The following is a 26,447-nucleotide window of genomic DNA, read 5'->3' as shown; positions in this document are numbered from 1 at the left end:
TCAGATTAACGAGTAGGGTAGTTGCGTTTTTCCCATTTAATATCGCTCAACATACCTGATTTAATTCCGATAAAGAAATTCCAGTTTGCGTTATTTCCAAAAGGAGTCCAGTTAAAACTTAGTCTCCAGCTTGCTAAATCACGTTCAAATCGCAATTGGGTATAGGTAACTCCGTTTTGAACAAAATCATATCCTGTAGATACTCCTACTTTCCATTTTGGAGTTAAATCGGTATTGGCCGAAATCATTAGAGAATTTCCTGTAATCCTGCTTTCACGATTGTTATTGCTATAAGTAAAAGAATAAGCAAAAGTCATATCCCAAGGCAGTTTGGCATTGAAAAATTCCGAAATAGTATCTTCGCCTTCTTCCTCGCTGCCATCAAATAAACTTTGTCTGTTGTCATTCAAATCTGTTGCTGTTCCGAAAAGGTCGTCTTCACGACCACCATTTCTGGTGGTTTGCTCCGTGTTTTTATTCTTTTTATCTTCTTTATCTTTACTTGATAAAGCATAGTTTAGTGTAATATTGGCACTGGTCATTCTGAATAAACTTCCTCCATTGTCAATATTAAATTTGTTAATTCTTCGTCCTGAATTATCAATTGCATAAGGATCTAAAGTGGTAGCAAAGTTAGCATTCAGTTTGTTTTGAAAAAATTGCGCTCCCGTACTTACCCTTACCGGAGACCAGGCCAGTGCGGTAACCCCATCGGCATCAAGATTGTAACTGGTAGATAAATTCAGGTTGTTTAATAGCATTACTTTTTTGGGCTCTGTTTTCGTTGAATCAGCATCTCTAACTTTTGCTTCAAAGGTGTTACTGATGCTAATTCCCATCGTATTAGAATTGCTTAATCCCGGAGCACCATAAATTCCGCCTTCAAATCGAGTGTATCGTTTATCCATAGTTCCGCTGGCATCAGAGGCATAGGTGTCGTAATATTTTTCAAAACTTGGAGTGTAAGCATACGAAATAGAGGGACGCATAACGTGTCTGATGGCTTGTATTTTTTTATTTTCACCAAAATTGAAAGTTCCGTAAATAGTAGTTCCTAAACTGGCAGACAGGTTATAGGTTCTAAAAGCATCAAATCCGTTTACTGTTCGGTCAACTACAGCACTTTGTTCAGCATCATAAGCTCTTCGGATGGTTTTTGCGTACCAAATCTCTTCGTAATTAACAGAAGTCGAAGCACTAAAATATTTGAATAATTTAAAGTTAGTACTCAAAGGAATACTGTGTTGCATTCCCATTTGTGCATCTTTAAACATTTCGGGTTTGAAAAATAACGAATCGGTAGTGGTAATGGAATTACGTCCGTTTAAATTATACTGTAAGTTGATGTTTTTGAAAAAACCTTTTTTTACACCATCTTTTCCAACAAAGGGGTACATTCTGTCTAAGCTAAATTGCAAAGTTGGCAAAGTCATATTAATGGTCTCAGTTTGGGTATTTTGCGAATGCGTAGCAGACAATGACAAACGTGCCTGAGGAATAATATTGAATGTTTTAGAGTAAGAAACTGACGAACTTAAGGTGTTGTTTAATGAAGATCCAATATTGGACTGATTAATAGATTGTTGGTAATATTTACTACTTCCTAAGTTAACCGATGCTGAGAAACTCGAATTAGGATTAGCTTTCGAATCTCTGGAATGTGACCATTGAATGTTGTATATATTTTGTCTGGAATAGTCAGGATAGCCTCTTTCACTATTGATAAGGTTTTCAAAACGGATGTTAACATTTCCTCTGTATTTGTATCGGGTAGCGTAGGAGGATTCAAATCGCATACCATAACTGCCGTTAGTATAGTAATCTCCCAGCACAGTTAAATCGTAATGGTCACTAAGTGCAAAATAGTATCCTCCGTTTTGCAATGAAAATCCACGATTGTTTGAGTCGTTATAACTGGGTAAAATTAATCCGGAAACACTGGTTTCTTTGCTCATCGGGAAAAAAGCAAAAGGCAGGGCAATAGGTGTGGGTACATCGGCAATGACTAAATTAGTTAATCCGGTAATTACTTTTTTACCCGGAATAAATTTTACCTTATTGGTTTGGAAATAATATTCGGGATTTTCTTTATTTGTAGATGTTGTAAAACGAGCTCCTTTTAAAAAGTAAACCGAATCATTTTCTTTTTTTGTAATAGCTGCTTTTACATTAAATTCTCCCTGATCAGTTTTTGAGTTCCATATTAGGGCTTTTTTTGTTTTGAAATTAAAGCGTATCGAGTCCGGTTCTATAATATTTTCGCCCTGTTTAAAGTTGGGATATTGAGTGTATTTACCTAAAGAATCTTTAATTCGACCAGCATAAACTTCGCTTTTTTCATAATCCATTACAATTTTACCCGATTTTAATTCAATATCCTGGTAATAAAGTTCGGCATTGTCGTACAAAGTGATTAGTTTCTTTTTTTGGTCAATTTTAGCGTATTGCTCTGCTTTGTATTTTACTTTTCCTTCCAGAAATGCTTTTTTGGGTTTAATACTATCGGTTTTTACGCTGTCTTTTACCTTTGTTATGCTGTCATTTACAGTGATTTCGGGCTTTTTTTGCGTTGTTGTAGTTTGTTGTTGCTTAGGAATAGCAATAGGCTTCGTTTTTTTTGTTATATCTTGCGAATATATGTTAGTTGCCCCAAATGTTAGGAAAAAGGATAGTAAAACGATATGAAATAAGTTTGTACGCAAAGGGATAAATACTATTTTTGTAAAATTATGGCTCGATTTTTGACTCGGCAAAATTAAATCTAATTTCCAGTCAAAGGCGGGTCAAAAATAAGTAAATAATACTTCTATAGGAAATACGTTTTAATTAAAATTAACTTTTGCAGATGAAATTCAATTATAAGAATCCACTTTTAAGCATTGTTTTAATCTTAGTTCTTTGTAATTCAGTTTTTTCGCAAAAAAATAACAGTTTTACAATCATTTTAGATGCAGGTCACGGAGGTAAAGATCCGGGTAATATGTATCATGGTTATAGAGAAAAAGAAATTGCTCTTAAAACAACACTTAAAGTAGGGAGTTACCTTGAAAATGATAAAGATTTTAAGATTATTTATACTCGTACCTCTGATGTGTTTATTGAATTAGAAAAGCGTCCTAAAATTGCTAATAAGGCTAATGCTAATTTGTTTGTTTCAATTCATTGTAATTCGGTAAAGAATAATGCTCCTTCGGGTACAGAAACCTTCGTGATGGGATTGTCACGCAGTGATATGAATATGGAAGTGGCTAAAAATGAAAATTCGGTTATTCTTTTCGAAAATAATTACAAGGAAAAATACCAGGGATTTGATCCTAAAAAGCCCGAGTCACTTATTGGTTTAACCATGATGCAGGAGGAAAATTTAAATAGCAGTATTAATCTGGCTACTAAAATCCAAAGTAATTTTACAAATAGGTTAAAACGAAATTCAAGAGGAGTTAAGCAACAGCCGCTTTGGGTTTTGGATGCAGCATATATGCCAAGTGTTTTGATAGAATTAGGTTTTCTTTCTAATAAAACAGAAGGGGCTTTTTTAAATTCGAATGAAGGTCAGGAAAAAATGGCCCGACAAATTGCAGATGCAATTATTAAATACAAGAATGAATATTTTGGAGGTGCTAAATACAGTTCGATAGCTTCAGTAAAACCGGAGAATGCTAATAATAAAAATATTGGAAGTAATAATGCTACAGATTCAGTTTATAAAGTACAGATTGCAGTAAGTACAAGGGAATTGCGTTTGGTTTCAAGCAATTTTAAGGGTCTGAAAAACGTGTCCAGTATGCGAACAGCTAACTTTTTTAAATATATGTATGGAGAAACATCTGATATTAATGAAGCTAAAAAGTTGGAAAAAGAGGCTAAAAACAAAGGTTTTCCGGATGCTTTTATTGTAGCAGTTAAAGACGGTAAAACTTCAAGGGTAAACTAAGTTCTCCTAGAAATTAAGGACTAAATTTGTAATTTTGTAAAAAATTTATGTTGAGAATAATGAAAAAATATAAAAAAACTGATGTGCTGCTTGCTGTTTTAATGATGATGGTTAGTAGTCTTGTTTTTTCACAATCCGATCAGGTATTTAAGGTTACATTGGACGCAGGTCATGGCGGACACGATTTTGGAGCGGCTTATAACGGTCATGTTGAAAAAAATATTGCTTTGGCAGTAGTTTTAAAAGTGGGTAAAATTTTGGAATCACATCCTAAAGTCAGTGTTATTTATACCCGAAAAACCGATGTTTTTATTGATTTGATCGAAAGAGCTAATATTGCTAATCGAGCTAACGCTAATATTTTTGTTTCTATTCACTGTAATGCCAATAGAAATACTGCTGCCGACGGAACAGAGACTTATGTAATGGGTATGACTAAAATTGCGTCTAACCTGGAAGCTTCTAAAAAGGAAAATGCAGTAGTTACTCTGGAAAAAGACTATCAAACAAAATACGAAGGTTTTGATCCTAATTCTCCCGAAACGATGATTGGTTTTACTTTAATGCAGGAAGAATATTTGGATAACAGTATTTCTTTAGCCAGTAAAATACAAAATGGTTTTGCAGCATTAGGTAAGAAAATTAGAGGCGGAGGAGTAAAACAAGCTCCTTTTATGGTGCTTCACAAAGCTTATATGCCGAGAGTTTTAATCGAAATGGGTTTTATTTCGAATTATGTTGAAGGAAATATTCTTGCTTCAGAAGAAGGTCAGGATGATATTGCCCGTGCTATTGCTGATGCAATCATTAGTTATAAAAGCGAATATTTTGGAGGCGAGGAATCAGAAGTTGTTAAGCCATCACAACGAATGATTGAAAATTCAGAAGACACTACCGCAAGTACTAAATCAGTTGAAGAACCTAAGAAATCAAACCCCGATATTGTTTTCAAGGTACAATTAGCCGTTTCACGTAGAAAATTAGAGTTGGCTCCTAAAAACTTCAAAGGCTTAAAAGACATATCGATGATTTCTAGTGGTAAAAATTATAAGTACTTTTATGGACAAACTTCTGATTATGAGCTTTCCAAAAATCTTTTAACAGAAGCCAAAGCTAAAGGTTTTGATTCGGCATATTTAGTTGCTTTTAAAAATGGTAATGAAATCGATATTCAAGAAGCAATTAAATAACACCAAGTCTAATTATTTATATTAAATTTGCACTAAAACTTATATTTTGATACTAACAAGAGAGATTAAAACTGCAATTTTAGTAATTGCATCGATATTATTATTTATTTGGGGTTATAGTTTTTTAAAGGGAAAAGATCTTTTTCATAGCTATACTACATTGTATGTAGAGTATGATAGTGTCGAAGGTTTGTCTCCATCAGCTCCGGTAACTTTAAATGGATTGGTTATTGGAAAAATAGAAAAAATTACAATAAATCCTAATACAGCTAAATTATTAGTTGAGTTGCAAATTGATACCGATTTCCCTATTTCTAAAAAAAGTACCGCAACTATCTATGAACCGGGATTTATAGGCGGAAAACAAATTGCCATAGAGCCTAATTTTACAGATAAAACAAATATAGAATCAGGAGATTACCTAAAAGCAAATGTGCGATTAGGAATGACCGAATCTTTGAGTAAAAAATTAGTTCCGCTTCAGGACAAAATCGAAAAAATATTAGTGAATGCCGATAATCTAATTACAGGTATTAATAATGTTTTAGACAAGAAAACACAGGATGATTTAAAGAAAAGTTTAGCTGAGTTGAGCAAAACTATGGAACAGTTTCATCAGGCTTCTGCCGGAGTTAACTCGATGTTAGCCGAAAACAAAGCTCAAATTTCGGGAACTGTTGCGAACTTTAATAAAGTTTCCAGTAATTTTTCTAAAATATCCGATTCTTTAAATAAAGCCGATTTAGGAAAAACAGTGAAGAGTTTAAATACAACTTTGACCAAAGTAAACGGAATCATGGCTGGTTTAGAAGCCGGAAACGGAAGTATGGGCAAGTTGTTAAAAGACGATGTTTTTTATAATAATTTATCCAGTACTTCTAAGGAATTAGAACTATTACTTCAGGATCTTCGTTTGTATCCTACAAGATATGTTAATGTTTCTCTTTTTGGAAAGAAAAACAAGCCCTATAAAGCGCCTAATGATACCATTTCGAAGGTTAAAAACTAACAAGACATGAGTTATTTAGATAATATATTATTTGCTATCGTTTTAATTGTTGGTTTTGGATATTTCATTTCTAATGTAAAAAAAATCTACCGCAACATTAATCTGGGTATTGATGTGAATAGAAAAGACAATCCGGGGCAAAGGTGGAAAAACATGGCGTTAATTGCCTTGGGGCAGAAAAAAATGTTTACCAGACCTATTCCGGCTTTGTTGCATTTTATGTTATATGCTGCTTTTGTAATTACTCAAATTGAGTTGTTAGAAATATTTATAGATGGTTTATCGGGTTCACATCGTTTCTTTAAGACCGGTTTAGGAGGTTTTTATACTTTTTTAATAAGTTTTATAGAAATACTTTCTTTATTAGCATTAATTGCGACGGTGGCGTTTTTATCGAGAAGAAATCTTTTAAAATTACCACGATTAAATAAAGCGGAATTATTGGGGTGGCCTAAAAAGGATGCCAATTTGATTCTTATCATGGAATTAATTCTGGTGATTTGTATTTTTACGATGAATGGAACCGATGAAGTTTTATACTTATTAGGGAAATCTCATTTTGAAGGAACTGGTTCATTTAATTTTGCGGTTTCACAGCATTTAGGACCTGCCATGTTTGGCGGAATGAATGAAAGTACGTTACATATTTTAGAACGAGTAGGATGGTGGGGACATCTATTAATGGTGATGGCATTTTTAAACTATTTATACTATTCTAAACATTTGCACATCGTTTTAGCTTTCCCAAATACTTATTTTGCCAATTTAAATCCGTTAGGGGAGTTTGATAATTTGGCTTCGGTTACTAAAGAAGTTAAAATGATGATGGATCCTAATGCTGATCCATTTGCGGCACCGGCAGCTCAAGAAGGCGAAGTTCCTGCTAAATTTGGAGCCAGTGATGTTCAGGATTTAAATTGGGTACAATTGCTTAATGCTTATACTTGTACCGAATGTGGAAGATGTTCATCGGTTTGTCCGGCTAATATAACGGGTAAGAAATTATCACCTCGTAAAATTATGATGGATACCCGTGATAGAATGGAGGAAATAGGTAAAAATATCGATGCCAATAAAGGTGTTTTTGTACCGGATAATAAGTCATTGTTGAATGATTATATCACTCCCGAAGAATTGTGGGCTTGTACTTCTTGTAATGCTTGTGTGGAGGAATGTCCTGTAAGCATAAGTCCGTTGTCAATTATTATGGATATGCGTCGCTATCTGGTAATGGAGCAAAGTGCTGCACCAGCAACATTAAACGCCATGATGACTAATGTGGAAAACAATGGTGCGCCTTGGCCATACAATCAGCAAGACCGATTGAATTGGAAAAATGACTAAAATAGTTAATGGTTTGTTGTTTATAGTTTTTGGTATGATTAAAAACAAATATTTATAAAATTATAAAACAGTAACAAACCATAAACCCTAAACAATAAACAAAATAACTTAGTGTTATGTCAGAAAATTTGATAGTACCTACAATGGCAGAAATGCTGGCCCAAGGAAAGCAACCGGAAGTGTTATTTTGGGTAGGTTGTGCAGGGAGTTTTGACGATAGAGCCAAAAAAATAACAAAAGCATTTGTGCGTATTTTAAATCGTGCCAATGTTCCATTTGCAGTGCTGGGTACTGAAGAAAGTTGTACTGGAGATCCTGCAAAAAGAGCCGGAAATGAATTTTTGTTTCAGATGCAGGCCATGATGAACATCGAAGTGCTGAATGCTTATGAAGCGAAGAAAATCGTTACTGCTTGTCCGCATTGTTTCAATACATTAAAAAATGAATATCCTGAATTAGGAGGTCATTATGAAGTGATTCATCATACTGAATTTTTAAAATCCTTGTTAAATGACGGTAGATTGACTATTGAAGGAGGTCAGTTTAAAGGCAAAAAAATCACTTTTCATGATCCTTGTTATTTGGGAAGAGCTAATAAAGTTTACGAAGCACCTCGTGATCTAATTGAAAAATTAGATGTAGAGTTGGTCGAAATGAAGCGTTCTAAAGCTAATGGATTGTGTTGTGGAGCCGGTGGAGCGCAGATGTTTAAAGATGCCGAAAAAGGAAATAAAGAAATCAATGTCGAAAGAACCGAAGATGCTCTAGAGACTCAATCGGAAATAATTGCTACCGGATGCCCGTTTTGCAATACCATGATGACTGATGGTATCAAACACAAAGAGAAAGAAGCAGATGTGAAAGTAATGGATATTGCTGAGCTAATTGCTAATGCACAGGATTTGTAGTTACTTTTTAACTATCTAAAAATATGATTTTAAAAAAATCTGTTTTTTTTATAATGCTATGTATGAGTTTTGTTTTGCAAGCTCAGACTAATTATGATGAAAAGAAAACAGATACTTTAGAGATAAAAACCAAAGAGCAATTGCATTTTAATAAAAAGCAATTAATTATTCCCACTGTTTTAATTGGTTATGGAGTAGTTGGGCTTGGAAGTGATTTTTTAAAATCGGTTAATTCTGAAATTAAGGAAGAGGTTAATGAAAATTTCGACAAAAAGTTTACTATAGATGATTTTACTCTTTATGCACCCGCAGCTTCATTATATGCTTTAGAAGCTTTTGGTGTAAAAGGGAAGAATAATCTTAGAGATAAAACGATTATTCTTGCAACTGCTACTTTAATTATGGGAATAACTGTAGGAACGCTTAAAACGACAACTAATGTTGAAAGACCGGATGGTTCCAGTTTCGATTCGTTTCCTTCAGGGCATACTGCAATAGCCTTTATGGGGGCTGAATTAATGTATCAGGAATACAAAGAGGTTTCGCCTTGGTATGGTGTGGCAGGATATGCTGTTGCGGCAGGAACAGGAGCTTTTAGAATGTATAATGACAGGCATTGGCTTACTGATGTTATTGCAGGAGCAGGTATAGGAATTTTGAGTGCAAAAGCAGCTTACTGGTTGCATCCAGCAGTAAATAAACTGCTGTCGTCAAAAAAGCATAAAAATAGAAAATCAGTATTTGTTCCCTATTATGATGGAAAACAACTTGGATTTGGTATGGTTTCCTCATTTTGAATTTAATAAAAATAAAATAACTTAATATATCATGTACGTACCATTTGAAAATTTACCGGAAGAATCCAGAATTTGGATTTATCAATCAAATAGAAAATTTTCGGATGCCGAATTTTCTGAAATTGAAAAAGATTTAGAATTGTTTCTTAACGGTTGGGCTGCACACGGAACTAGTTTAGAAGCTTCTTATCAATTAAAATACAATCGATTTATTATTATTGCTGTTAATCAGGAGGTGCAAGCTGCTACAGGTTGTTCCATTGATGCTTCGGTGGTTTTTATTCAAAGTTTGGAACAAAAATATGGAGTTGATTTGTTGGATAAAATGAATGTAACTTTTAAATTAGGAGAACATATTGCTCATAAGCCATTGATTGATTTCAAAAAAATGGTAAAGGATAAAGCGGTTACCGAAAACACAATTGTTTTTAATAATCTGATTAACAATATTCAGGAATACAATGAATCCTGGGAAGTTCCTGCAGCCGATAGCTGGCACAGTAGATTTTTTTAATAAAAATAGAAAAGGAGAATTTTGTTCTCCTTTTTTTATGCTGATGATTTTGTTTCAAACACTTAGTTTTAACTTAATTTAACTCTTTTTTATTGCTTTTTCAGTACATTCGTAGTACTAAAATTTATACATGAAAATAGCAATAGTTTGTTATCCAACCTTTGGAGGAAGTGGTGTTGTAGCTACCGAATTAGGTTTAGAATTAGCTCGTTTAGGACATGAAGTTCATTTTATAACCTACAGTCAGCCAGTGCGTCTGGCTTTGTTGAATCCTAATGTGCATTATCACGAAGTAAACGTTCCCGAGTATCCTTTATTTCATTATCAACCTTATGAATTAGCCTTATCGAGTAAACTGGTCGATATGGTCAAACTTTATAAAATAGAGTTGTTGCATGTACACTATGCTATTCCTCACGCTTATGCAGGTTATATGGCTAAGCAAATGCTTAAAAATGAAGGAATTGAAATCCCAATGATTACAACACTTCACGGAACAGATATTACTTTGGTGGGGAATCATCCGCATTATAAACCTGCGGTGAGTTTTAGCATCAATAAATCAGATGTGGTAACTTCTGTTTCTCAAAGTTTAAAAGAAGATACCTATAAATTGTTTAATATCAAGAGAGATATTCATGTTATACCTAACTTTATTGAGTTAGACAAAAACGTAAAAGATTATAATATTCCTTGCCAGCGAACGCTTATTGCTAAACCCGAAGAGCGTATTATTACACATATTTCTAATTTTAGAAAAGTAAAACGCATTCCGGATATTATTCGAATTTTTTACAAAATACAAAAAGAAATTCCAGCCAAATTATTGATGGTAGGCGATGGACCGGAAAAAGAAAAGGCGGAATTATTGTGTCAGGAATTAGGGATATTAGAGAAGGTAATCTTTTTTGGTAACAGTAACGAAATTGATAAAATTTTAAGCAATTCGGATTTGTTTTTATTACCGTCAGAAACAGAGAGTTTTGGATTAGCTGCTCTGGAAGCAATGGCTTGGGGAGTGCCAGTTATTTCAAGTAATTCAGGAGGTTTGCCTGAGGTGAATTTTGAGGGAGTTTCCGGTTATTTAAGTACTGTAGGTAATATTGACGAAATGGCCGAAAATGCCTTGAAAATATTAAAAGACGATACCGTTTTAGCCCAATTCAAAGAGAATGCCTTAACGGTAGCTAAGAAGTTTGACATCAAACATATTTTGCCTATTTATATTGATATTTATGAAAAAGCAATTAAAAAATACACTAAAAAAGCCAAACATTCGACGAAACCCCATGATGATTAAATCGCTAATTGATATTTCGATAAAAATGAAAAAAACGTTAGTTTCGGTAGCAATGCTTTTAGTGATGTTTTCCTGTAGTACCACACAAAGAACTAATGTGAATAAACCTTTGTACGAAGTTTTATTACAGCAAAACGACGGAGGAGCAAATATTAATTTTTATGAAATTCTATCAGAATCCAATGAAATTAAAATGTTGTTAAACGACGAAAAACTCAAAGGCAAAATTAATACTGATGATGTTCAGCAATCTAATTTTGTTGTATTGAATATGGGCGAAAAAAATACTGGCGGTTATTCGATAACAGTTGATAATGTTACTGAAACTGAAACCGAAATTGTTATCACTCTAAAAGAAACAAAGCCTGAACCGGGAGCAATGTTGATTCAACAAATTACTTATCCTTATACTGTAGTGAAAATCAATTCGAAAAAGCAAATTGTTATAAAATAGAAAATGCCACTAGCAAGTGGCATTTTTAATATGTAATTCTTTTTTAGATTAGAAGCGGTATCTGATACCTAAAGCTAAATCTGGACCAAAATTGTCTCCATAATAATTATCAGCAAAATACAATTCAGGTCTGATGTCTAAAGAAAGTTGAATTGGCACTTCATCGAAATTGTATTCTATACCTAAATTACCAGCTACAAAAGCAAAGGTTTTGTCGTAATCGGCGTTTTTTACAGCCCAATTTCCAACTCCTCCACCAACACCAGCGTACCAGTTGAAACCTCCGTCAATGTTCCAAACCCATTGGTAAACTCCTGTTAATTTGAAAGCATCAACATTGTTGCTGTTTCTCCATCCCAAATCTAATTCTAAACGGTTGTTGTCAGACAATCCTCTTTGGTATGAAATCTCACCACCAAAACCATCATTGTCACCCAAACGCAAACCTAAAGCATTTTTTGAAATTTCCTGTGCTTGTGTGCTAAATGCTAATCCCATTAGCATAAAAGCTGATAAAATAATTTTTTTCATAAATAAAGTTTTGTTTTATTTTATTACAAATTTACAATTATTATCAAACGCTAAGTTTATTATATAATTATAAAATTTTATAGAATTCCCATCTTTTTTTAGCAAAAAAAGGATTATGAAGTTTTATTTTGAAAGGATTATTGATGCAATTAGTTGTTCTCCAGTAAGTTCTTCTTTCTCGGTAAGATTTATAGTTTCATTATATTTTGACTCCTGGTATCGATATAATTTCCACTTTTTTCTGTTGTATTCTAAAGATGTAAGATTTTCTACCCAATCTCCCGAGTTCAAGTACATAGTTGAACCATTTTTGTTCTCTTTTTTGAGAATTTTTGGTTCGTGAATATGACCACATATAACATAATCGTATTTATTTTCGATTGCTAATTCAGTTGCAGTTTCTTCAAAATCCGAAATGTGTTTGACTGCTTTTTTTACACTCGCCTTTATTCTTTTAGAAAAAGAATAAGGTTCTTTCCCCATTTTGTTTAAACACCAATTAAAAAAGCGGTTAATTAGAATTAAATAATCATAACCCAAACCGCCAAGTTTGGCAATCCATTTGGCATGATTCACCGAAGCATCAAAAACATCACCGTGGAAAATCCAGGCTTTCTTATCGTTCATTTCTAAAACCACTTTATCGGCTAAGATAAAATTACCCATATTCATTTCGGTAAATTTTCGGAGCATTTCGTCATGATTTCCGGTAATGTAATAGACTTTAGTTCCTTTAGAAGCAAAGCTGATGATTTTTTGGATTACTTTTAAATGTGATTTAGGGAAATAGGATTTTCTAAATTGCCAAATGTCAATAATATCGCCATTGAGTACTAAAATTTCAGGCTTTATAGACGACAGATAGTTGTATAATTCTTTGGCATGACTTCCGTAAGTTCCCAGATGAACATCGGAAATTACAACTACTTCAACTTTTCTTTTTTTCAATTGATTTATTCATTTGTTGTTATGCAAATTAACGCTCTAAGCGTGAATTTATCTTAAAGTTAAGGTTAACAAATAGGTTGTTGTTTGTAAATAAAGAAGCAATTTTATGACTAAGATTGAAATCTTTAAATCATTAATTTTTAAAGCTAAAACTAAAATAGTATTTTTGTTCAAAATTAATTATAATGGCAGGAAATAGCTACGGAACACTATTTAGAATAACAACTTTTGGAGAATCACACGGAGAAGCTTTAGGAGGAATCATTGATGGTTGCCCATCAGGAATTGCATTGGATTTTGATGCTATTCAACTGGAAATGTCAAGAAGAAAACCAGGACAATCAGCTATTGTTACACAAAGAAAAGAACCGGATGATGTTCAGTTTTTATCCGGAATTTTTGAAGGTAAAACAACTGGTACGCCTATTGGTTTTATTATTCCAAATACCAATCAAAAATCAGACGATTATTCTCATATAAAAGACAATTACCGACCTAGTCATGCCGATTATGTGTATGATCAAAAATACGGTTTTAGAGATTATCGTGGAGGAGGAAGAAGTTCGGCTCGTGAAACAGCTAGTAGAGTAGTAGCGGGAGCTATTGCAAAACAAATGTTGTCTGAAATCAAGATAAATGCTTATGTTTCGGCTGTAGGACCTCTTTCTTTGGATAAATCCTATGAGGAATTGGATTTTTCTAAAATAGAAAGCAATCCGGTACGTTGTCCTGACGAAGCCATGGCTGCAACAATGGAAGATTACATCAAGCAAATTCGTAAAGAAGGAGATACTGTAGGTGGTGTTGTTACTTGTGTGATTCAAAATGTGCCTATTGGACTTGGGGAGCCTGTTTTTGATAAATTGCATGCTGAATTAGGAAAAGCCATGCTTTCTATTAATGCGGTAAAAGGATTTGAATTTGGAAGCGGTTTTGAAGGTTCTAAAATGAAAGGTAGCCAGCATAATGATTTATACAATGCTGATGGAACTACCAAAACCAATCTTTCAGGAGGAATTCAGGGAGGAATAAGCAACGGAATGGATATTTATTTCCGTGTAGCTTTCAAGCCGGTGGCTACTATTATGCAAAAACAAGATTCATTAGACAATAAAGGAAATATCACCGAGATGACGGGTAAAGGTCGTCATGATCCTTGTGTAGTTCCTCGTGCTGTGCCTATTGTTGAAGCTATGGCAGCAATTGTATTGGCAGATTTTTATTTGATAAATAAAACCTATTAATAAACGATATTTTTGAAATAATCATATTGTTTTTTAGTAATATAATAAATATAAAAAGGTGAGGTATTAATTTTTATTATACTCACCTTTTTTTTGTACATTTTGTCCGGATTTTAACTTTAAAGCTAGATAAAATGACGCAAAAGAATACCTCAAAACCATCACTTTTAGGAAATCTTACTTTCCAGATTTTAATTGCAATGTTTCTTGGTGCCGTTTTAGGTGTTATTATTCATAATTCACTTGCGGTAGAAGCAGCTCAATCGTTTAGTAGTAAAATAAAAATGTTGGCTACCGTTTTTATTCGGTTAGTCCAAATGATTATCTCTCCTTTAGTGTTTACCACTTTGGTCGTTGGAATAGCCAAATTAGGAGATATTAAAGCGGTAGGGAGAATTGGAGGAAAATCATTAGTCTGGTTTTTTACTGCCTCATTCCTGTCATTGTTATTAGGGATGTTTTTTGTAAACTTGCTTCAACCCGGAGTAGGACTTAATTTGTCAAATGTTGATTTGGCTTCTGTTTCAGAGGTAACGGCCAAAACACAAAATATATCTTTCGAAAATTTTATAGAACATATTGTCCCTAAAAGTATTTTTGAAGCAATGGCTACTAATGAAATTTTGCAAATTGTTATTTTCTCTATTTTCTTTGGTTTAGCCGCTGCATCTTTGGGAGATTACGTAAAACCTGTCGTTAGTGCTTTAGATAAAACTTCTCATATTGTATTAAAAATGGTTAATTACGTCATGAAATTTGCTCCTATAGGTGTTTTTGGCGCTATTGCTGCTGTATTTGCTGTGAGGGATTTTCAGGAATTGGCGATAACCTATTTTAAATTTTTCGGTTCTTTTTTAATTGGAATTTCTTCAATTTGGATTGTATTGATATTAGTAGGTTATGTTTTTCTTAAAGGTCGAATGACCATTTTGCTTAAAAGAATTATTGGTCCTTTAATTATTGCTTTTGGAACCACAAGTAGTGAAGCTGTTTTTCCTAAGCTTACAGAAGAACTGGAACGTTTTGGGGTTAAAGACAGGATTGTTTCGTTTATGTTGCCTTTAGGTTATTCTTTTAATTTGGATGGCAGTATGATGTATATGACTTTTGCCAGTATTTTTATAGCTCAGGCTTATGGAATTCATTTAGATTTGGGTGTTCAAATGACTATGCTTTTAGTTTTGATGCTTACCAGTAAAGGTATTGCAGGTGTACCAAGAGCAAGTTTAGTAGTTGTGGCTGCCACTTGCGGGATGTTTGACATTCCGGTTGAGGGAATTGCACTGATTTTACCAATTGATCATTTTTGCGATATGTTTCGTAGTGCTACTAATGTTTTAGGGAATGCTTTGGCTACATCAGTAGTTGGAAAATGGGAACAACAAAATGAAGAAATTATTGTGGTAGCCGAATAAAAAAAGCGATTGATAGTTTTATTAAAATCTATATTTTTTTTGTTAAAATATAACTTACGATTGAATACATAATCAATTGATTGTTTTATATTTGAAGCTAATATAATAACCATGTATTTGATACGGATTGTTTTTTTATTAATATCCTTATCGCTTTTTAGTCAAACTACTGTTGGAAACGGTAACGGAGCTAAAAACGAAAATTTGTTATTGCCAAAAACGACAGCTGAGAATTTAATTTCGAATCAAAAAGGTAATGGCAAAAAACAAAATACAGTTCCATTATCAACAGCTGATATTGCTATTGTTAATTCTGAAATCGATGCTTATAAAAGAAAAATAAGCGAAATTGAATTTGAAAATAATCTTCAGGCTCAGGTTTTAGAAAAAACAAAAATGATTTCTATTTTGTTGATTATTAGTTTGGTAATCTTATTGCTTTTGATTTATTCTTTGTATCGAAATTATAATCTTAAGAAAGAAAAGAATATCGAATTAATTAATAAAAATAAAGAATTACAACTTGCCAAAGAAAAAGCTGAAGAAGGTTCTAAGTTAAAATCTCAGTTTGTATCTACTATTACGCACGAATTACGTACTCCGCTGTATGGTGTAATCGGAATTACTAATATGTTAGAAGATGAACATCGGGAATTATCTGAAAGTCCCCATTTAAAATCGCTGAAGTTTTCGGCAAAATATTTATTAGCTTTAGTAAATGATGTTTTGCAAATAAATAAAATTGAAGAAAACAGAATTGTGCTTGAAAAAAGGACGTTTAATATCAGTGATGAAATTGAATTCATCAAAAACTCATTATCATTTTTAGCCAAAAAACACAATAATTCTATTGACGTTGTAATAGATAATAAAATACCGGAATACTTAATAGGAGATAAATTACGATTTTCTCAAATTATTATTAATTTGATGAGCAATGCTTTGAAATTTACTCAGGACGGAGCGGTTACAATCTCAGCACATTTAGTCGATGTTAAAGATCAAATTTATTTTATAGAATTCAAAATTGAAGATAATGGAGTAGGGATTGCTCCGGAAAATCAGGATAAAATATTTGATAAATTTGTACAAGTTGGCAGAAAAGAGATTGATTATCAAGGTACAGGTTTGGGGTTGTCTATAGTAAAGCAGCTTTTGCAATTATTTGACAGTACCATTTATTTAAAAAGTGAATTAGGTATAGGAACTACTTTTAATTTTACAATAGGTTTTGAAAGCGATATGGCTAAAACGAATGCCATAATCAATAATATTAATGTTGATTTATCGTCGAGTCCTATTTTCAAAATTTTAATTGTCGATGATAATGTAATTAATCTTATTGTTACCAGAAAAACAATTGAAAAATTCAATTACAAATGTACAACTACCGCTTCCGGAAAAGAAGCTTTAGAATTGATTGACAAGGAATATTTTGACGCGGTCCTGATGGATATTAATATGCCGGAAATGAATGGTTTTGAAACTACTAAACTAATTCGTGAAAAAGGAATAACAACACCTATTATTGCTTTAACTGCCTTTGATAAGGAAGAAGTAACGGAAGAAGCTATTTCGGCGGGATTTGATGATATTATCAGTAAACCTTTTGATTCTAAACAGCTGTACAAAATTATCAATGCTGTGGTTTTAAAAGAAACATCAGAAATATAAAAAAACCGTAAAATAGTTTTACTAATTTACGGTTGTGAAAGTTACTGAAATTAATACCAGCGTTTTTTATTTTGTTTTGAAGCACTTGATTTTCTCGATTTGTGCGCAGCACCACTTCTGTTTGAATTTCTTGGTTTTTCTTCTTTAGCGTCCGGGCTTCCGGCATGCCAGGGATAAGGATGATCGCTAATGGTTTTTACATCTACCTTGATTAATTTTTGAATGTCTTTCCAATATCCATGTTCGTCTTTGCTGCAAAAAGAGATTGCAATTCCACCATTTCCGGCACGTCCTGTTCTTCCTATACGGTGTACATAAGTTTCAGGGATATTAGGTAAATCAAAATTGATAACATAAGGCAATTGGTCAATATCAATTCCGCGGGCAGCAATATCGGTAGCAACCAGTACGCCAACTTCTTTATTTTTAAAAGCATCCAGAACGCGTTGTCTGGCATTTTGTGATTTGTCTCCGTGAATGGCTTCGGCAGCAATATTTTTTTTGCGCAAAGCTTTCACCACGTTATCGGCTCCGTGCTTTGTTCTTGAAAAAACCAATACATCGCTAAGATTTTCGTTTTGGAGCAAACTGTATAAAAGATTTCTTTTTTCGCCTTTTTCTACAAAATAAATGCGTTGTTCTACATTTTCAGCAGTAGAAGAAACAGGAGAAACAGTTACGGTTTCAGGATCGGTCAAAAACATTTCGGCTAATTCTCTGATGGCGATTGGCATAGTAGCCGAGAAGAATAAAGTTTGTCTGTTTTTAGGAGTCAGTTTTACAATTTTCTTGACATCGTTCACAAATCCCATATCGAGCATTTGATCGGCTTCGTCTAAAACTAAGGTATGTAAATGGTCTAAGTTAACGAATCCCTGTTTGTGCAAATCCAATAATCTTCCCGGAGTAGCGATCAAAATATCGACACCTTGTTTCAGTGTATCTACTTGTGGATTTTGTGAAACACCACCAAAAATGGTCAATTGGGTAAGGTTGGTATATTTAGCATAAGTGTCAAAACTTTGTCCTATTTGTACTGCTAATTCTCTGGTAGGCGTAACTACTAAGGCACGAATTTGTTTTGGTTTTTTTGAAGAACCCACAATTCGGTGTAATTGATGGATGATTGGAATGGCAAAAGCCGCCGTTTTTCCTGTTCCGGTTTGTGCACAACCTATTAAATCATTTCCTGCTAATACTAGCGGAATGGCTTGTTCCTGAATAGGAGTGGGATTAGTATAGCCTTGTTCAAATACGGCTTTTTGGATACTTTTTGAAAGTGATAAATCTTCGAATAACATAAGTTTGGTATTAATTATCCTGTAACAGTTACAGCGATAAGCGGTGCAAAGATAGTATTATTATTCTTGATGCTGATTTATTGCTTGTATTCAGTAAATATAAATAAGGAACTTAGTTCTTAAATATTTTTATTTGAGTTTGATTTTATAAAATCGGTAACGAGGTAACCAATGAGTTTTCCTATCAGATGATTGTTTTTATCAACGTCCAAATCGGGTGCGCCTTCGCAAATGTGTAAATAGCCGGCATTTTTGTTTTTTGCAAAAAAGGAAACAAACTGGCGTAATTCTTCTACCGAAAAACCGCTTAAAGTCATGGCGCTGCTGGCAATATTAGGAATAGCGTCTAAATCTACTTCAATCCCAAATGTTTCCGATTTAATAAACTCCAGAGCATAAATCATTTCCTGACCGAAATTCTTTTCTTTTCGAATATTGATGCTGTCGTAGGTGTTAAATCGAACCCGGTCTTCTGTTTTTTTTATAATATCTAAAACACTTTTTGAGGTGTAGTTTTCGTGTAGTCCAAAGACGAAATATTTTTTTAAAAAGCCTTCTTCGTAAGCATACGAAAAACCATTTCCACTATGGCGTCCTTCCAGAATTCTAAAATCAGAATGAGCATCAAAGTTAATGGCATTGATGGGTTTTCCTTTGGCAAGAGCCGTACCTTTGATATTTCCGTAGGCATTGTTGTGTCCGCCGCCAATGATAATTGGAATTTTCCCTAATTTAACAATGCTGAAAATAATATGCGAAACATCTTTATCAATTTTTTGGACTAATTGACTCAGTTTAACGCGGTCGTCAATATTGTTGAAATCTAAGTTTTCGACTTCTTTCATTTCTTCCAAAACATTGATTTGTCCTAAAACAATGATTTGGTTTCCTTTGCAAAAACGATTATGCTGAATATTAGCAATACTTTTAATGGCTTCATTCCAGGCCGAAGCCGCTCCGGGTCTTCCAAAATTAGCTCTGATTCCAATGTCTTCAGGAATTCCTAATAGAACATATTTGGCATCCGTATTTTTAATATAGGAAATGGGGTTGGCTCCATGAGGAACCGTAAGCATCTTTTCTCCAAATTTTATTTCTCCACTTCTATGGTTAGTTACCTTAGCTAGATCATTTATTGTAAATGGTAGAAATTTATCCATACAAAAGAAAATTTTTCCTCAAAAATAATATAATTTCCTTAGCAACGTTATATGTTAAATATATATTGTTAAATTTGATATTATAAAAATCGAAAAAACGTTAAAAAAATGGAAAACAAACAAAGTAGCTCAAGTCTAAAAGCAGTAATTGCTGTATTGGCAGTTTTATTAGTGGGAAGTTTAGTTTATATTTTCAAATTATCTTCGGATACAGATAAAGTTCAAACTGTTTTAAAAACAACTGAAACTGAAAAAGAATCTGTATTAAAAGACTTGGAACAATTAAAAACTACTTATGACGCAGCCATTGCCGAAAATACTTCTATGTCTGACGAGTTGATTCAGGAGAGAGATAAGGTAGTAAGCTTAATGGCTGAAGTAAAGAAATCAAAAGGTGATGTTTCGGCTTTTAAAACACAGCTTAATTTTTTACAAAACAAAATGAAAGCCATGATGGCTGAAAATGAAGGTTTGAAAAAACAAAATACGGTACTAACTTCGCAGCGCGATAGTACTGCAGTAGTTTTGACAGAATCTAAAAAATTCAATGAAGCATTAGTAGGACAAAACAGTGAATTAGCTAAGGTTGTTGAAAAAGGATCTAAATTAACGGTTTTGAACATTCAAAGTTCAGCTTATAAAGTGAGAAGTTCCGGTAAAGAAATCGAAACTGAAAAAGCCAGAAGAACTAATATGCTGAAAATTAGTTTTACTATTGCTGGTAACGAAATTGCACAATCAGGAGATAAAACCTATTATGTACAGGTAATCGATAGTAAAAACAATGTTTTAGGTGAGAAGAAAAACATCAGTTTTGATGGTAAAGATTTAACTTATAGCTTTACAAGTACTGTAAAATATGAAAATAAAACGGTTCAGGTTTCAGAAAACTTACCAGGGAAAGATTTTGTAGCAGGAACTTATTTTATAAATGTTTTTGATAAAGGAGAATTGGTTTCTAAATCAAGTTTTAATTTGAAATAATTACTTTAATTTTTAGATAAAAAAAACGAGGACAATGTTCCTCGTTTTTTTTATCTATTATAGTGGGAGCTTATTCAGAAATGGTTATTTCAAACATTTTATCCCAGTTTTTACCGGTAACAAAAATGGTTTTAGTTTTTGGGTTGTAGGCAATTCCGTTTAAAACTTCAGCAGTTGCGCTTTTAAGTTGTTTGCGTAATTTAGATAAATCCAAAATTGCTTCGACTGCGCCGTTTGCTGGATTTATAATAGCTATTGCATCTTTTTGCCAAATATTAGCATAGAATTTCCCATCAATAAGTTCTAATTCGTTTACCGCCTTAATTTTAGAACTTCCTGAGTAAACATTGATGTAATCAATCATTTTTTGAGTTTCAGGATCCATTTTCCAGATTTTCTCTGTCCCGTCCGATTGGTAAATGTATTTTCCGTCATTGGTCATTCCCCAGCCTTCGATGTCTTTAGTGTAGGCAAAAGTTTTTTCCAGTTTCCAAGTATCAGCATTGTAGATAAAACCTGTTTTTTCTTTATAGGTTATTTGATAAATTTTATTATTAATAACAGTAATTCCTTCGCCAAAATATTTATCCTTCTCTAAGTCAATTTGTTTGAAAACTTTTCCTGTTTTGTAGTCGTATTTTCTTAAAAAAGATTTATAAGTATCTCCTGAAGCGGTGGTTCCAGAACCTGTGCTTTCATGCAGAGTGTCTTTGTGAAATTCTAATCCTTCGGTAAAAGAGGCTACATCGTGAGGATAGGTATTTACAATTTTATATTTTAATAATTTAGGAGTTACATTTGAAACCACTTCAATTCTAGCAGTAGTTTCGGCATTTTCACCTTCAAAATAAACTAAGGCTTTAATGTTTTGATAGCCTAATTTTTGATCTTTTAATTCAAAAGCGAGTTTTTCAAGACCTTTTACTGTTTTAATTTTAACATCGTTAACATAGTACACAATACTGTCAACTGCTTTTGATTTTGGATTCAAAATGTTTAAATCAACAGTCTCCTGAGGATGATATTGTGCCGAAATTTTGGAAGAATCAAAATTAAATATACTATTTTCTCTATTTTTTGTATCTCCACAATTAGAAAGCAGTGTTCCTAATAAAATGAAAGATAGTAAGTTATGTTTTTTCATGTTCTGATTTTTAAAAGCCCTAATATACAATGTTATTTTAAGCACACAAAAGGGCTTGCAAAAATATAAAAAGATTGTATATTTGCACCGGCAAGTCCTACACGACCAGCTCCTGCAGACTCCCCCAGGATGGGAACATAGCAAGGGTACGCGGTTGAGCGGTGCGATGTAGGTCGCTTGCCTTTTTTTATTTAATCTGTTTGCTGAGGCATACCAGATTCTTTTCTAAAATTTACCAAAAGTAGTCTTCCTTCGGGAGGATTTTTTTATTTTTGGCCCAGTCTAACAAAAAAACAATTAAACAATGAGCAAAGTAGTATTGATTACTGGAGGTTCTTCAGGAATAGGAAAATCTATTGGGGAATTTTTACATCATAAAGGCTTTATTGTTTATGGAACCAGCAGAAATCCGGAAAAGGTTTTGAATTCTGTTTTTCCTTTAGTGGCTTTAGATGTTAGAAATGTGGAAAGCATTCAGGCTACTGTTGCTAAAATAATTGCTACAACTGGAAGATTAGATGTGGTGATTAACAATGCAGGAGTAGGGATTACTGGACCTTTGGAAGAAATTCCAACTTCTGAAATCAAAAATAATTTCGAAACCAATTTTTTTGGTCCTATCGAAGTGATGAAGGCAGTATTGCCACAAATGCGTCAACAAAAATCAGGGTTGATTATTAATGTTACTTCAATTGCCGGCTATATGGGTTTACCTTACAGAAGTGTTTATTCGGCATCCAAAGGCGCTTTAGAGTTGATAACGGAAGCTTTGAATATGGAAGTAAAATCTTTTGGAATCAATATTACCAATGTCGCTCCGGGTGATTTTGCAACTAATATTGCTTCGGGGCGTTTTCATTCGCCTTTAATTAAAGGTTCAGCTTATGAAGTTCCTTATGGGAATACTTTGAAAATGATGGACGAACATGTGGATAGTGGAAGCAATCCAAATGATATGGCTGTAGCGGTTTTTAATATTATACAAACAGAGAATCCTAAAATCCATTATAAGGTAGGTGCGTTCATGCAAAAGTTCTCAATTGTGTTAAAACGCATATTACCAGATAAAATTTATGAAAAAATGCTGATGAATCATTATAAGTTGTAAATTTGCAAACGTTGAAGAAAAACAAGTGTTAAAAAAACACTTTTAAAAATAATCTAAAAACAATTAAATATATAAATTATGAAATTTTTTATTGACACGGCTAATTTGGCTCAAATTAAAGAAGCGCAATCTTTAGGTGTATTAGATGGTGTAACTACAAACCCATCTTTGATGGCTAAAGAAGGAATCACCGGAAAAGACAATATCTTGAAACACTACGTTGACATCTGCAACTTAGTTGACGGAGATGTAAGTGCTGAAGTAAATGCTTTGGATTTTGAAGGAATGGTAAGAGAAGGTGAGGAATTAGCTGAATTACACGAACAAATCGTTGTAAAATTGCCTATGACTAAAGAAGGTGTTCAGGCAGCTAAATATTTTTCTGACAAAGGAATTAAAACAAACGTAACTTTAGTATTCTCTGCTGGTCAGGCTTTATTGGCTGCTAAAGCTGGAGCTACTTATGTTTCTCCATTCTTAGGAAGATTAGATGATGTTTCAACTGACGGATTAAACTTGATTCAGGAAATTAGAGATATCTATGATAACTATGGTTATGAGACTCAAATTTTAGCAGCTTCTGTACGTCACACAATGCACGTTGTTAACTGTGCTAAAATTGGTGCTGATGTTATGACTGGACCACTTTCTTCAATCTACGGTTTATTGAAACACCCATTAACAGATATCGGATTAGCTCAGTTTGTTGCTGATTTCGAAAAAGGAAACAAGTAATCTTTTTACTTTGTCCCAATAAAAAAGTCCCGTTTGTTAATTCAGACGGGACTTTTTGTTTTATATATTTAAAATTATTTTCTAACGAATGGAGGAAGTAATTTACTGGAAACTTCTCCAAAACCAATTCGGACCTGACTGTTTTCGCAAAAACCTTTGATGATAACAGTGTCGTTGTCATTAATAAATTTACGTTCGCTGCCATCATTTAATTTAAGCGGCTTTTCTCCTCCCCAGGTTAGTTCCAGCATAGATCCATAACTGTCTTCGCTTGGGCCTGAAATAGCTCCTGAGCCCATCATATCACCTGAATTTATTCGGCAACCATTAGAGGTGTGGTGTGTTAATTGTTGGTTCATCGTCCAGTACATGTATTTAAAATTAGATTTAGATACAATGGTTGGTTCAGTGTTTTCAGGCTGTATGGCAACTTCAAGATTGATGTCAAAAGAATGTTTTCCTTTTTGTTGTAAATAAGGAAGCGGACTCGGATTTTGCTTAGGGCTGGAAACTCTAAAAGGTTCTAAAGCATCCATAGTTACAATCCATGGGGAAATTGAACTGGCAAAACTTTTGGATAAAAAAGGGCCTAAAGGCATGTATTCCCATTTTTGAATATCACGTGCTGTCCAGTCGTTTAATAAAACCATTCCAAAGATATAATCTTCGGCTTCGCTAATAGGAATCATTTCACCCATGATATTAGCATCGGTAGTGATGAAAGCAGTTTCTAATTCGAAATCAATAGAGCGGGAAGAACCAAAAACCGGAGTAGATTCACCTTGTGGCAGTTTTTGTCCAAAAGGGCGGTGTACCGGAATTCCCGATGGCACAATGGTAGAACTTCTTCCGTGATAACCAATAGGCATTTGAGGCCAGTTAGGTAATAAGGCGTTTTCTTCGTTGCGAATCATTTTTCCAACATTCGAAGCATGAATTTTACTCGAATAAAAATCAGTGTAATCACCTATTAATACAGGTAATTGCATTTCGATTTCATCCATTTTAAATATAATGATGCTTTTGTGTTCCGGATTGTCCCGCAAAGTGGAATTATTTTCGTCAAAAATATCTGCGATACGATTGCGGACTAATCGCCAGGTTTTTTTTCCGTCTGAAATAAAATCATTCAAAGTGTCCTGAATGAACATATCGTCAGTCAATTCGATACCTGAAAAATAGCCCAATTGTTGTAATGCGCCTAAATCTATAGCCGAATCTCCAATACGGGTCCCTACCGTTACGACATTTTCTTTAGTTAGGAAAACACCAAAAGGAATGTTCTGGATAGGAAAGTCACTGTTTTTAGGAACTTCTATCCAGGATTTTCTTTTGGTATCGTTGGCTGATATTGGCATATTTTGTTAATTTTTTGTTGAAAATTATATATCAAATATATCATAATCTAACTGTTTAACAAACGTTTTTTTGTATTTTTGCGCTAAATTATTTAAAATCTAAAAAATGCAACGCGACAAACAAATTTTTGAACTTATTCTTGAAGAACAAGACAGACAAATACACGGATTAGAACTTATTGCTTCTGAGAACTTTGTAAGTGATGAGGTGATCGAAGCTGCTGGTTCAGTTTTGACAAATAAATATGCAGAAGGATACCCAGGTAAAAGATATTACGGAGGTTGTGAAGTAGTAGATATTGTTGAGCAAATTGCAATTGATAGAGCTAAAGAATTGTTTGGAGCGGAGTATGCAAACGTACAGCCTCACTCAGGTTCTCAGGCTAATGCGTCTGTGTTTCACGCTTGTTTGAAACCAGGTGACAAAATTTTAGGTTTTGATTTATCTCACGGTGGTCACTTGACTCACGGTTCTCCTGTAAACTTCTCAGGACGTGTTTACAACCCTGTTTTTTACGGAGTTGACAAAGAAACAGGTCGTTTAGACTATGATAAAATTCAGGAAATTGCTACTAAAGAGCAGCCAAAATTAATCATCGCTGGAGCTTCGGCTTATTCTCGTGATATGGATTTTGCTCGTTTTAGAGAAATCGCTGATAGTGTTGGTGCTATTTTAATGGCTGATATTTCGCATCCAGCCGGATTAATTGCTAAAGGATTATTGAATGACCCAATTCCTCACTGTCATATTGTAACTACTACAACTCACAAAACTTTACGTGGACCTCGTGGTGGTTTGATTTTGATGGGGAAAGATTTCCCAAATCCATGGGGATTAACTACTCCAAAAGGTGAAATCAGAATGATGTCTGCTTTATTAGACTTAGCTGTTTTCCCTGGGAATCAAGGAGGACCTTTAATGCATATTATCGCTGCTAAAGCGGTTGCTTTTGGTGAGGCTTTACAAGATGAGTTCTTTACTTACGCACGTCAATTGCAAAAGAATGCTAATGCAATGGCTGATGCTTTTGTAAAAAGAGGATACAACATCATCTCTGGAGGTACTGACAACCACATGATGTTAATTGACTTAAGAAACAAAGGGATTTCTGGGAAAGATGCTGAAAATGCTTTGGTAAAAGCCGAAATCACTGTAAATAAAAACATGGTTCCTTTTGATGACAAATCTCCATTTGTTACTTCTGGTATCCGTGTGGGAACTGCTGCAATCACAACTCGTGGTTTAGTAGAAGAAGATATGGAAACTATTGTTGCTATGATTGATAAAGTATTGACAAATCATACTAACGAAGATGTTATTGAAGAAGTAGCTGAAGAAGTAAACGAAATGATGAGCGAAAGAGCTATTTTCGTTTTCTAAAAATAACACATTTA

At 33.7% G+C, this 26,447-nt stretch carries 23 protein-coding genes and 1 other RNA gene; 17 read left to right on the top strand and 7 right to left on the bottom strand.

Going from position 1 to position 26,447, the window contains the following annotated elements; genetic code table 11:
* Positions 1 to 5: 5 nt before the first annotated feature.
* The gene (locus tag FDM27_RS08410) at positions 6 to 2,753 is read right to left on the bottom strand and encodes a putative LPS assembly protein LptD (protein ID WP_140485931.1); all 2,748 of its coding nucleotides are present in this window, start codon (positions 2,751 to 2,753) and stop codon (positions 6 to 8) included.
* 92 nt (positions 2,754 to 2,845) lie between these two features.
* On the opposite strand from FDM27_RS08410, the gene FDM27_RS08405 reads away from it, so the two are divergent.
* From FDM27_RS08405 to FDM27_RS08365, 9 genes are all read left to right on the top strand, one after another.
* Complete coding sequence (locus tag FDM27_RS08405; protein ID WP_140485930.1) at positions 2,846 to 3,934, top strand: N-acetylmuramoyl-L-alanine amidase; 1,089 nt, start codon at positions 2,846 to 2,848, stop codon at positions 3,932 to 3,934.
* A gap of 59 nt (positions 3,935 to 3,993) precedes the next feature.
* A complete protein-coding gene (locus FDM27_RS08400) occupies positions 3,994 to 5,124 on the top strand; it encodes an N-acetylmuramoyl-L-alanine amidase (protein WP_071185873.1) in 1,131 nt (376 codons plus the stop codon).
* Between the two features lie 46 nt (positions 5,125 to 5,170).
* Positions 5,171 to 6,133, top strand: coding sequence for an MlaD family protein (locus tag FDM27_RS08395; RefSeq protein ID WP_071185872.1), 963 nt, complete (start codon positions 5,171 to 5,173; stop codon positions 6,131 to 6,133).
* Positions 6,134 to 6,139: 6 nt separating this feature from the next.
* Positions 6,140 to 7,477: a 4Fe-4S dicluster domain-containing protein gene (locus tag FDM27_RS08390; RefSeq protein WP_140485929.1), complete on the top strand. Its 1,338-nt coding sequence runs from the start codon at positions 6,140 to 6,142 to the stop codon at positions 7,475 to 7,477.
* 116 nt (positions 7,478 to 7,593) lie between these two features.
* Positions 7,594 to 8,385 (top strand): (Fe-S)-binding protein, encoded by a 792-nt coding sequence (locus FDM27_RS08385; protein WP_071185870.1) that lies wholly within the window; start codon positions 7,594 to 7,596, stop codon positions 8,383 to 8,385.
* A gap of 23 nt (positions 8,386 to 8,408) precedes the next feature.
* A complete protein-coding gene (locus FDM27_RS08380) occupies positions 8,409 to 9,182 on the top strand; it encodes a phosphatase PAP2 family protein (protein WP_071185869.1) in 774 nt (257 codons plus the stop codon).
* A gap of 31 nt (positions 9,183 to 9,213) precedes the next feature.
* Positions 9,214 to 9,696, top strand: a complete 483-nt coding sequence (locus FDM27_RS08375; protein ID WP_071185868.1) for an ABC transporter ATPase — start codon at positions 9,214 to 9,216, stop codon at positions 9,694 to 9,696.
* A 130-nt stretch (positions 9,697 to 9,826) separates the two neighbouring features.
* A complete protein-coding gene (bshA, locus tag FDM27_RS08370; protein ID WP_071185867.1) occupies positions 9,827 to 10,996 on the top strand; it encodes an N-acetyl-alpha-D-glucosaminyl L-malate synthase BshA in 1,170 nt (389 codons plus the stop codon).
* Positions 10,997 to 11,021: 25 nt separating this feature from the next.
* Positions 11,022 to 11,450 carry a protease complex subunit PrcB family protein gene (locus tag FDM27_RS08365; protein ID WP_140485928.1) on the top strand — a complete coding sequence of 143 codons (429 nt, stop codon included), beginning with the start codon at positions 11,022 to 11,024 and terminating at the stop codon, positions 11,448 to 11,450.
* A 48-nt stretch (positions 11,451 to 11,498) separates the two neighbouring features.
* Here FDM27_RS08365 and FDM27_RS08360 read toward each other — a convergent pair whose 3' ends face one another.
* Together FDM27_RS08360 and FDM27_RS08355 are read right to left on the bottom strand one after the other, a co-directional pair.
* Positions 11,499 to 11,981, bottom strand: coding sequence for an outer membrane protein (locus tag FDM27_RS08360; RefSeq protein ID WP_140485927.1), 483 nt, complete (start codon positions 11,979 to 11,981; stop codon positions 11,499 to 11,501).
* A 123-nt stretch (positions 11,982 to 12,104) separates the two neighbouring features.
* On the bottom strand, positions 12,105 to 12,929 hold the full coding sequence (locus FDM27_RS08355) for a UDP-2,3-diacylglucosamine diphosphatase (RefSeq protein ID WP_140485926.1): 825 nt from the start codon (positions 12,927 to 12,929) through the stop codon (positions 12,105 to 12,107).
* Between the two features lie 185 nt (positions 12,930 to 13,114).
* On the opposite strand from FDM27_RS08355, the gene aroC reads away from it, so the two are divergent.
* The 3 genes from aroC to FDM27_RS08340 all read left to right on the top strand — a co-directional run bounded on the left by aroC (position 13,115) and on the right by FDM27_RS08340 (position 17,262).
* Positions 13,115 to 14,173, top strand: coding sequence for a chorismate synthase (gene aroC / locus FDM27_RS08350; protein WP_071185864.1), 1,059 nt, complete (start codon positions 13,115 to 13,117; stop codon positions 14,171 to 14,173).
* 134 nt (positions 14,174 to 14,307) lie between these two features.
* Positions 14,308 to 15,588, top strand: coding sequence for a dicarboxylate/amino acid:cation symporter (locus FDM27_RS08345; RefSeq protein WP_140485925.1), 1,281 nt, complete (start codon positions 14,308 to 14,310; stop codon positions 15,586 to 15,588).
* 111 nt (positions 15,589 to 15,699) lie between these two features.
* Positions 15,700 to 17,262 carry a response regulator gene (locus FDM27_RS08340; RefSeq protein ID WP_140485924.1) on the top strand — a complete coding sequence of 521 codons (1,563 nt, stop codon included), beginning with the start codon at positions 15,700 to 15,702 and terminating at the stop codon, positions 17,260 to 17,262.
* Between the two features lie 50 nt (positions 17,263 to 17,312).
* Here FDM27_RS08340 and FDM27_RS08335 read toward each other — a convergent pair whose 3' ends face one another.
* Positions 17,313 to 18,563 (bottom strand): DEAD/DEAH box helicase, encoded by a 1,251-nt coding sequence (locus FDM27_RS08335; RefSeq protein ID WP_140485923.1) that lies wholly within the window; start codon positions 18,561 to 18,563, stop codon positions 17,313 to 17,315.
* 119 nt (positions 18,564 to 18,682) lie between these two features.
* A complete protein-coding gene (locus FDM27_RS08330; protein ID WP_071185860.1) occupies positions 18,683 to 19,723 on the bottom strand; it encodes a formimidoylglutamase in 1,041 nt (346 codons plus the stop codon).
* 108 nt (positions 19,724 to 19,831) lie between these two features.
* Between FDM27_RS08330 and FDM27_RS08325 the strand changes: the two genes are divergently transcribed.
* Positions 19,832 to 20,707: a hypothetical protein gene (locus tag FDM27_RS08325; RefSeq protein WP_071185859.1), complete on the top strand. Its 876-nt coding sequence runs from the start codon at positions 19,832 to 19,834 to the stop codon at positions 20,705 to 20,707.
* A gap of 70 nt (positions 20,708 to 20,777) precedes the next feature.
* Here FDM27_RS08325 and FDM27_RS08320 read toward each other — a convergent pair whose 3' ends face one another.
* A complete protein-coding gene (locus tag FDM27_RS08320) occupies positions 20,778 to 21,851 on the bottom strand; it encodes a glutaminyl-peptide cyclotransferase (RefSeq protein ID WP_140485922.1) in 1,074 nt (357 codons plus the stop codon).
* 88 nt (positions 21,852 to 21,939) lie between these two features.
* Between FDM27_RS08320 and ffs the strand changes: the two genes are divergently transcribed.
* From ffs to fsa, 3 genes are all read left to right on the top strand, one after another.
* Positions 21,940 to 22,037: signal recognition particle sRNA small type (gene ffs, locus FDM27_RS08315), an RNA gene on the top strand.
* A gap of 118 nt (positions 22,038 to 22,155) precedes the next feature.
* On the top strand, positions 22,156 to 22,959 hold the full coding sequence (locus tag FDM27_RS08310) for an SDR family oxidoreductase (RefSeq protein WP_140485921.1): 804 nt from the start codon (positions 22,156 to 22,158) through the stop codon (positions 22,957 to 22,959).
* 78 nt (positions 22,960 to 23,037) lie between these two features.
* Entirely contained in the window at positions 23,038 to 23,694 is a 657-nt protein-coding gene (gene fsa / locus FDM27_RS08305; protein ID WP_071185856.1) for a fructose-6-phosphate aldolase, read from the top strand.
* Positions 23,695 to 23,768: 74 nt separating this feature from the next.
* Here the strand turns inward: fsa and fahA are convergent, their stop codons facing one another.
* Entirely contained in the window at positions 23,769 to 25,052 is a 1,284-nt protein-coding gene (gene fahA / locus FDM27_RS08300; protein WP_071185855.1) for a fumarylacetoacetase, read from the bottom strand.
* Between the two features lie 106 nt (positions 25,053 to 25,158).
* Here fahA and glyA point away from each other — a divergent pair, with 106 nt between their 5' ends.
* Positions 25,159 to 26,433, top strand: coding sequence for a serine hydroxymethyltransferase (gene glyA, locus FDM27_RS08295; RefSeq protein ID WP_071185854.1), 1,275 nt, complete (start codon positions 25,159 to 25,161; stop codon positions 26,431 to 26,433).
* Positions 26,434 to 26,447: the final 14 nt, after the last annotated feature.

The sequence above is a fragment of the Flavobacterium sp. GSA192 genome (genome assembly GCF_006386525.1).
Classification (GTDB): domain Bacteria; phylum Bacteroidota; class Bacteroidia; order Flavobacteriales; family Flavobacteriaceae; genus Flavobacterium; species Flavobacterium commune.
This window is presented reverse-complemented; position numbering and strand designations above follow the sequence as displayed.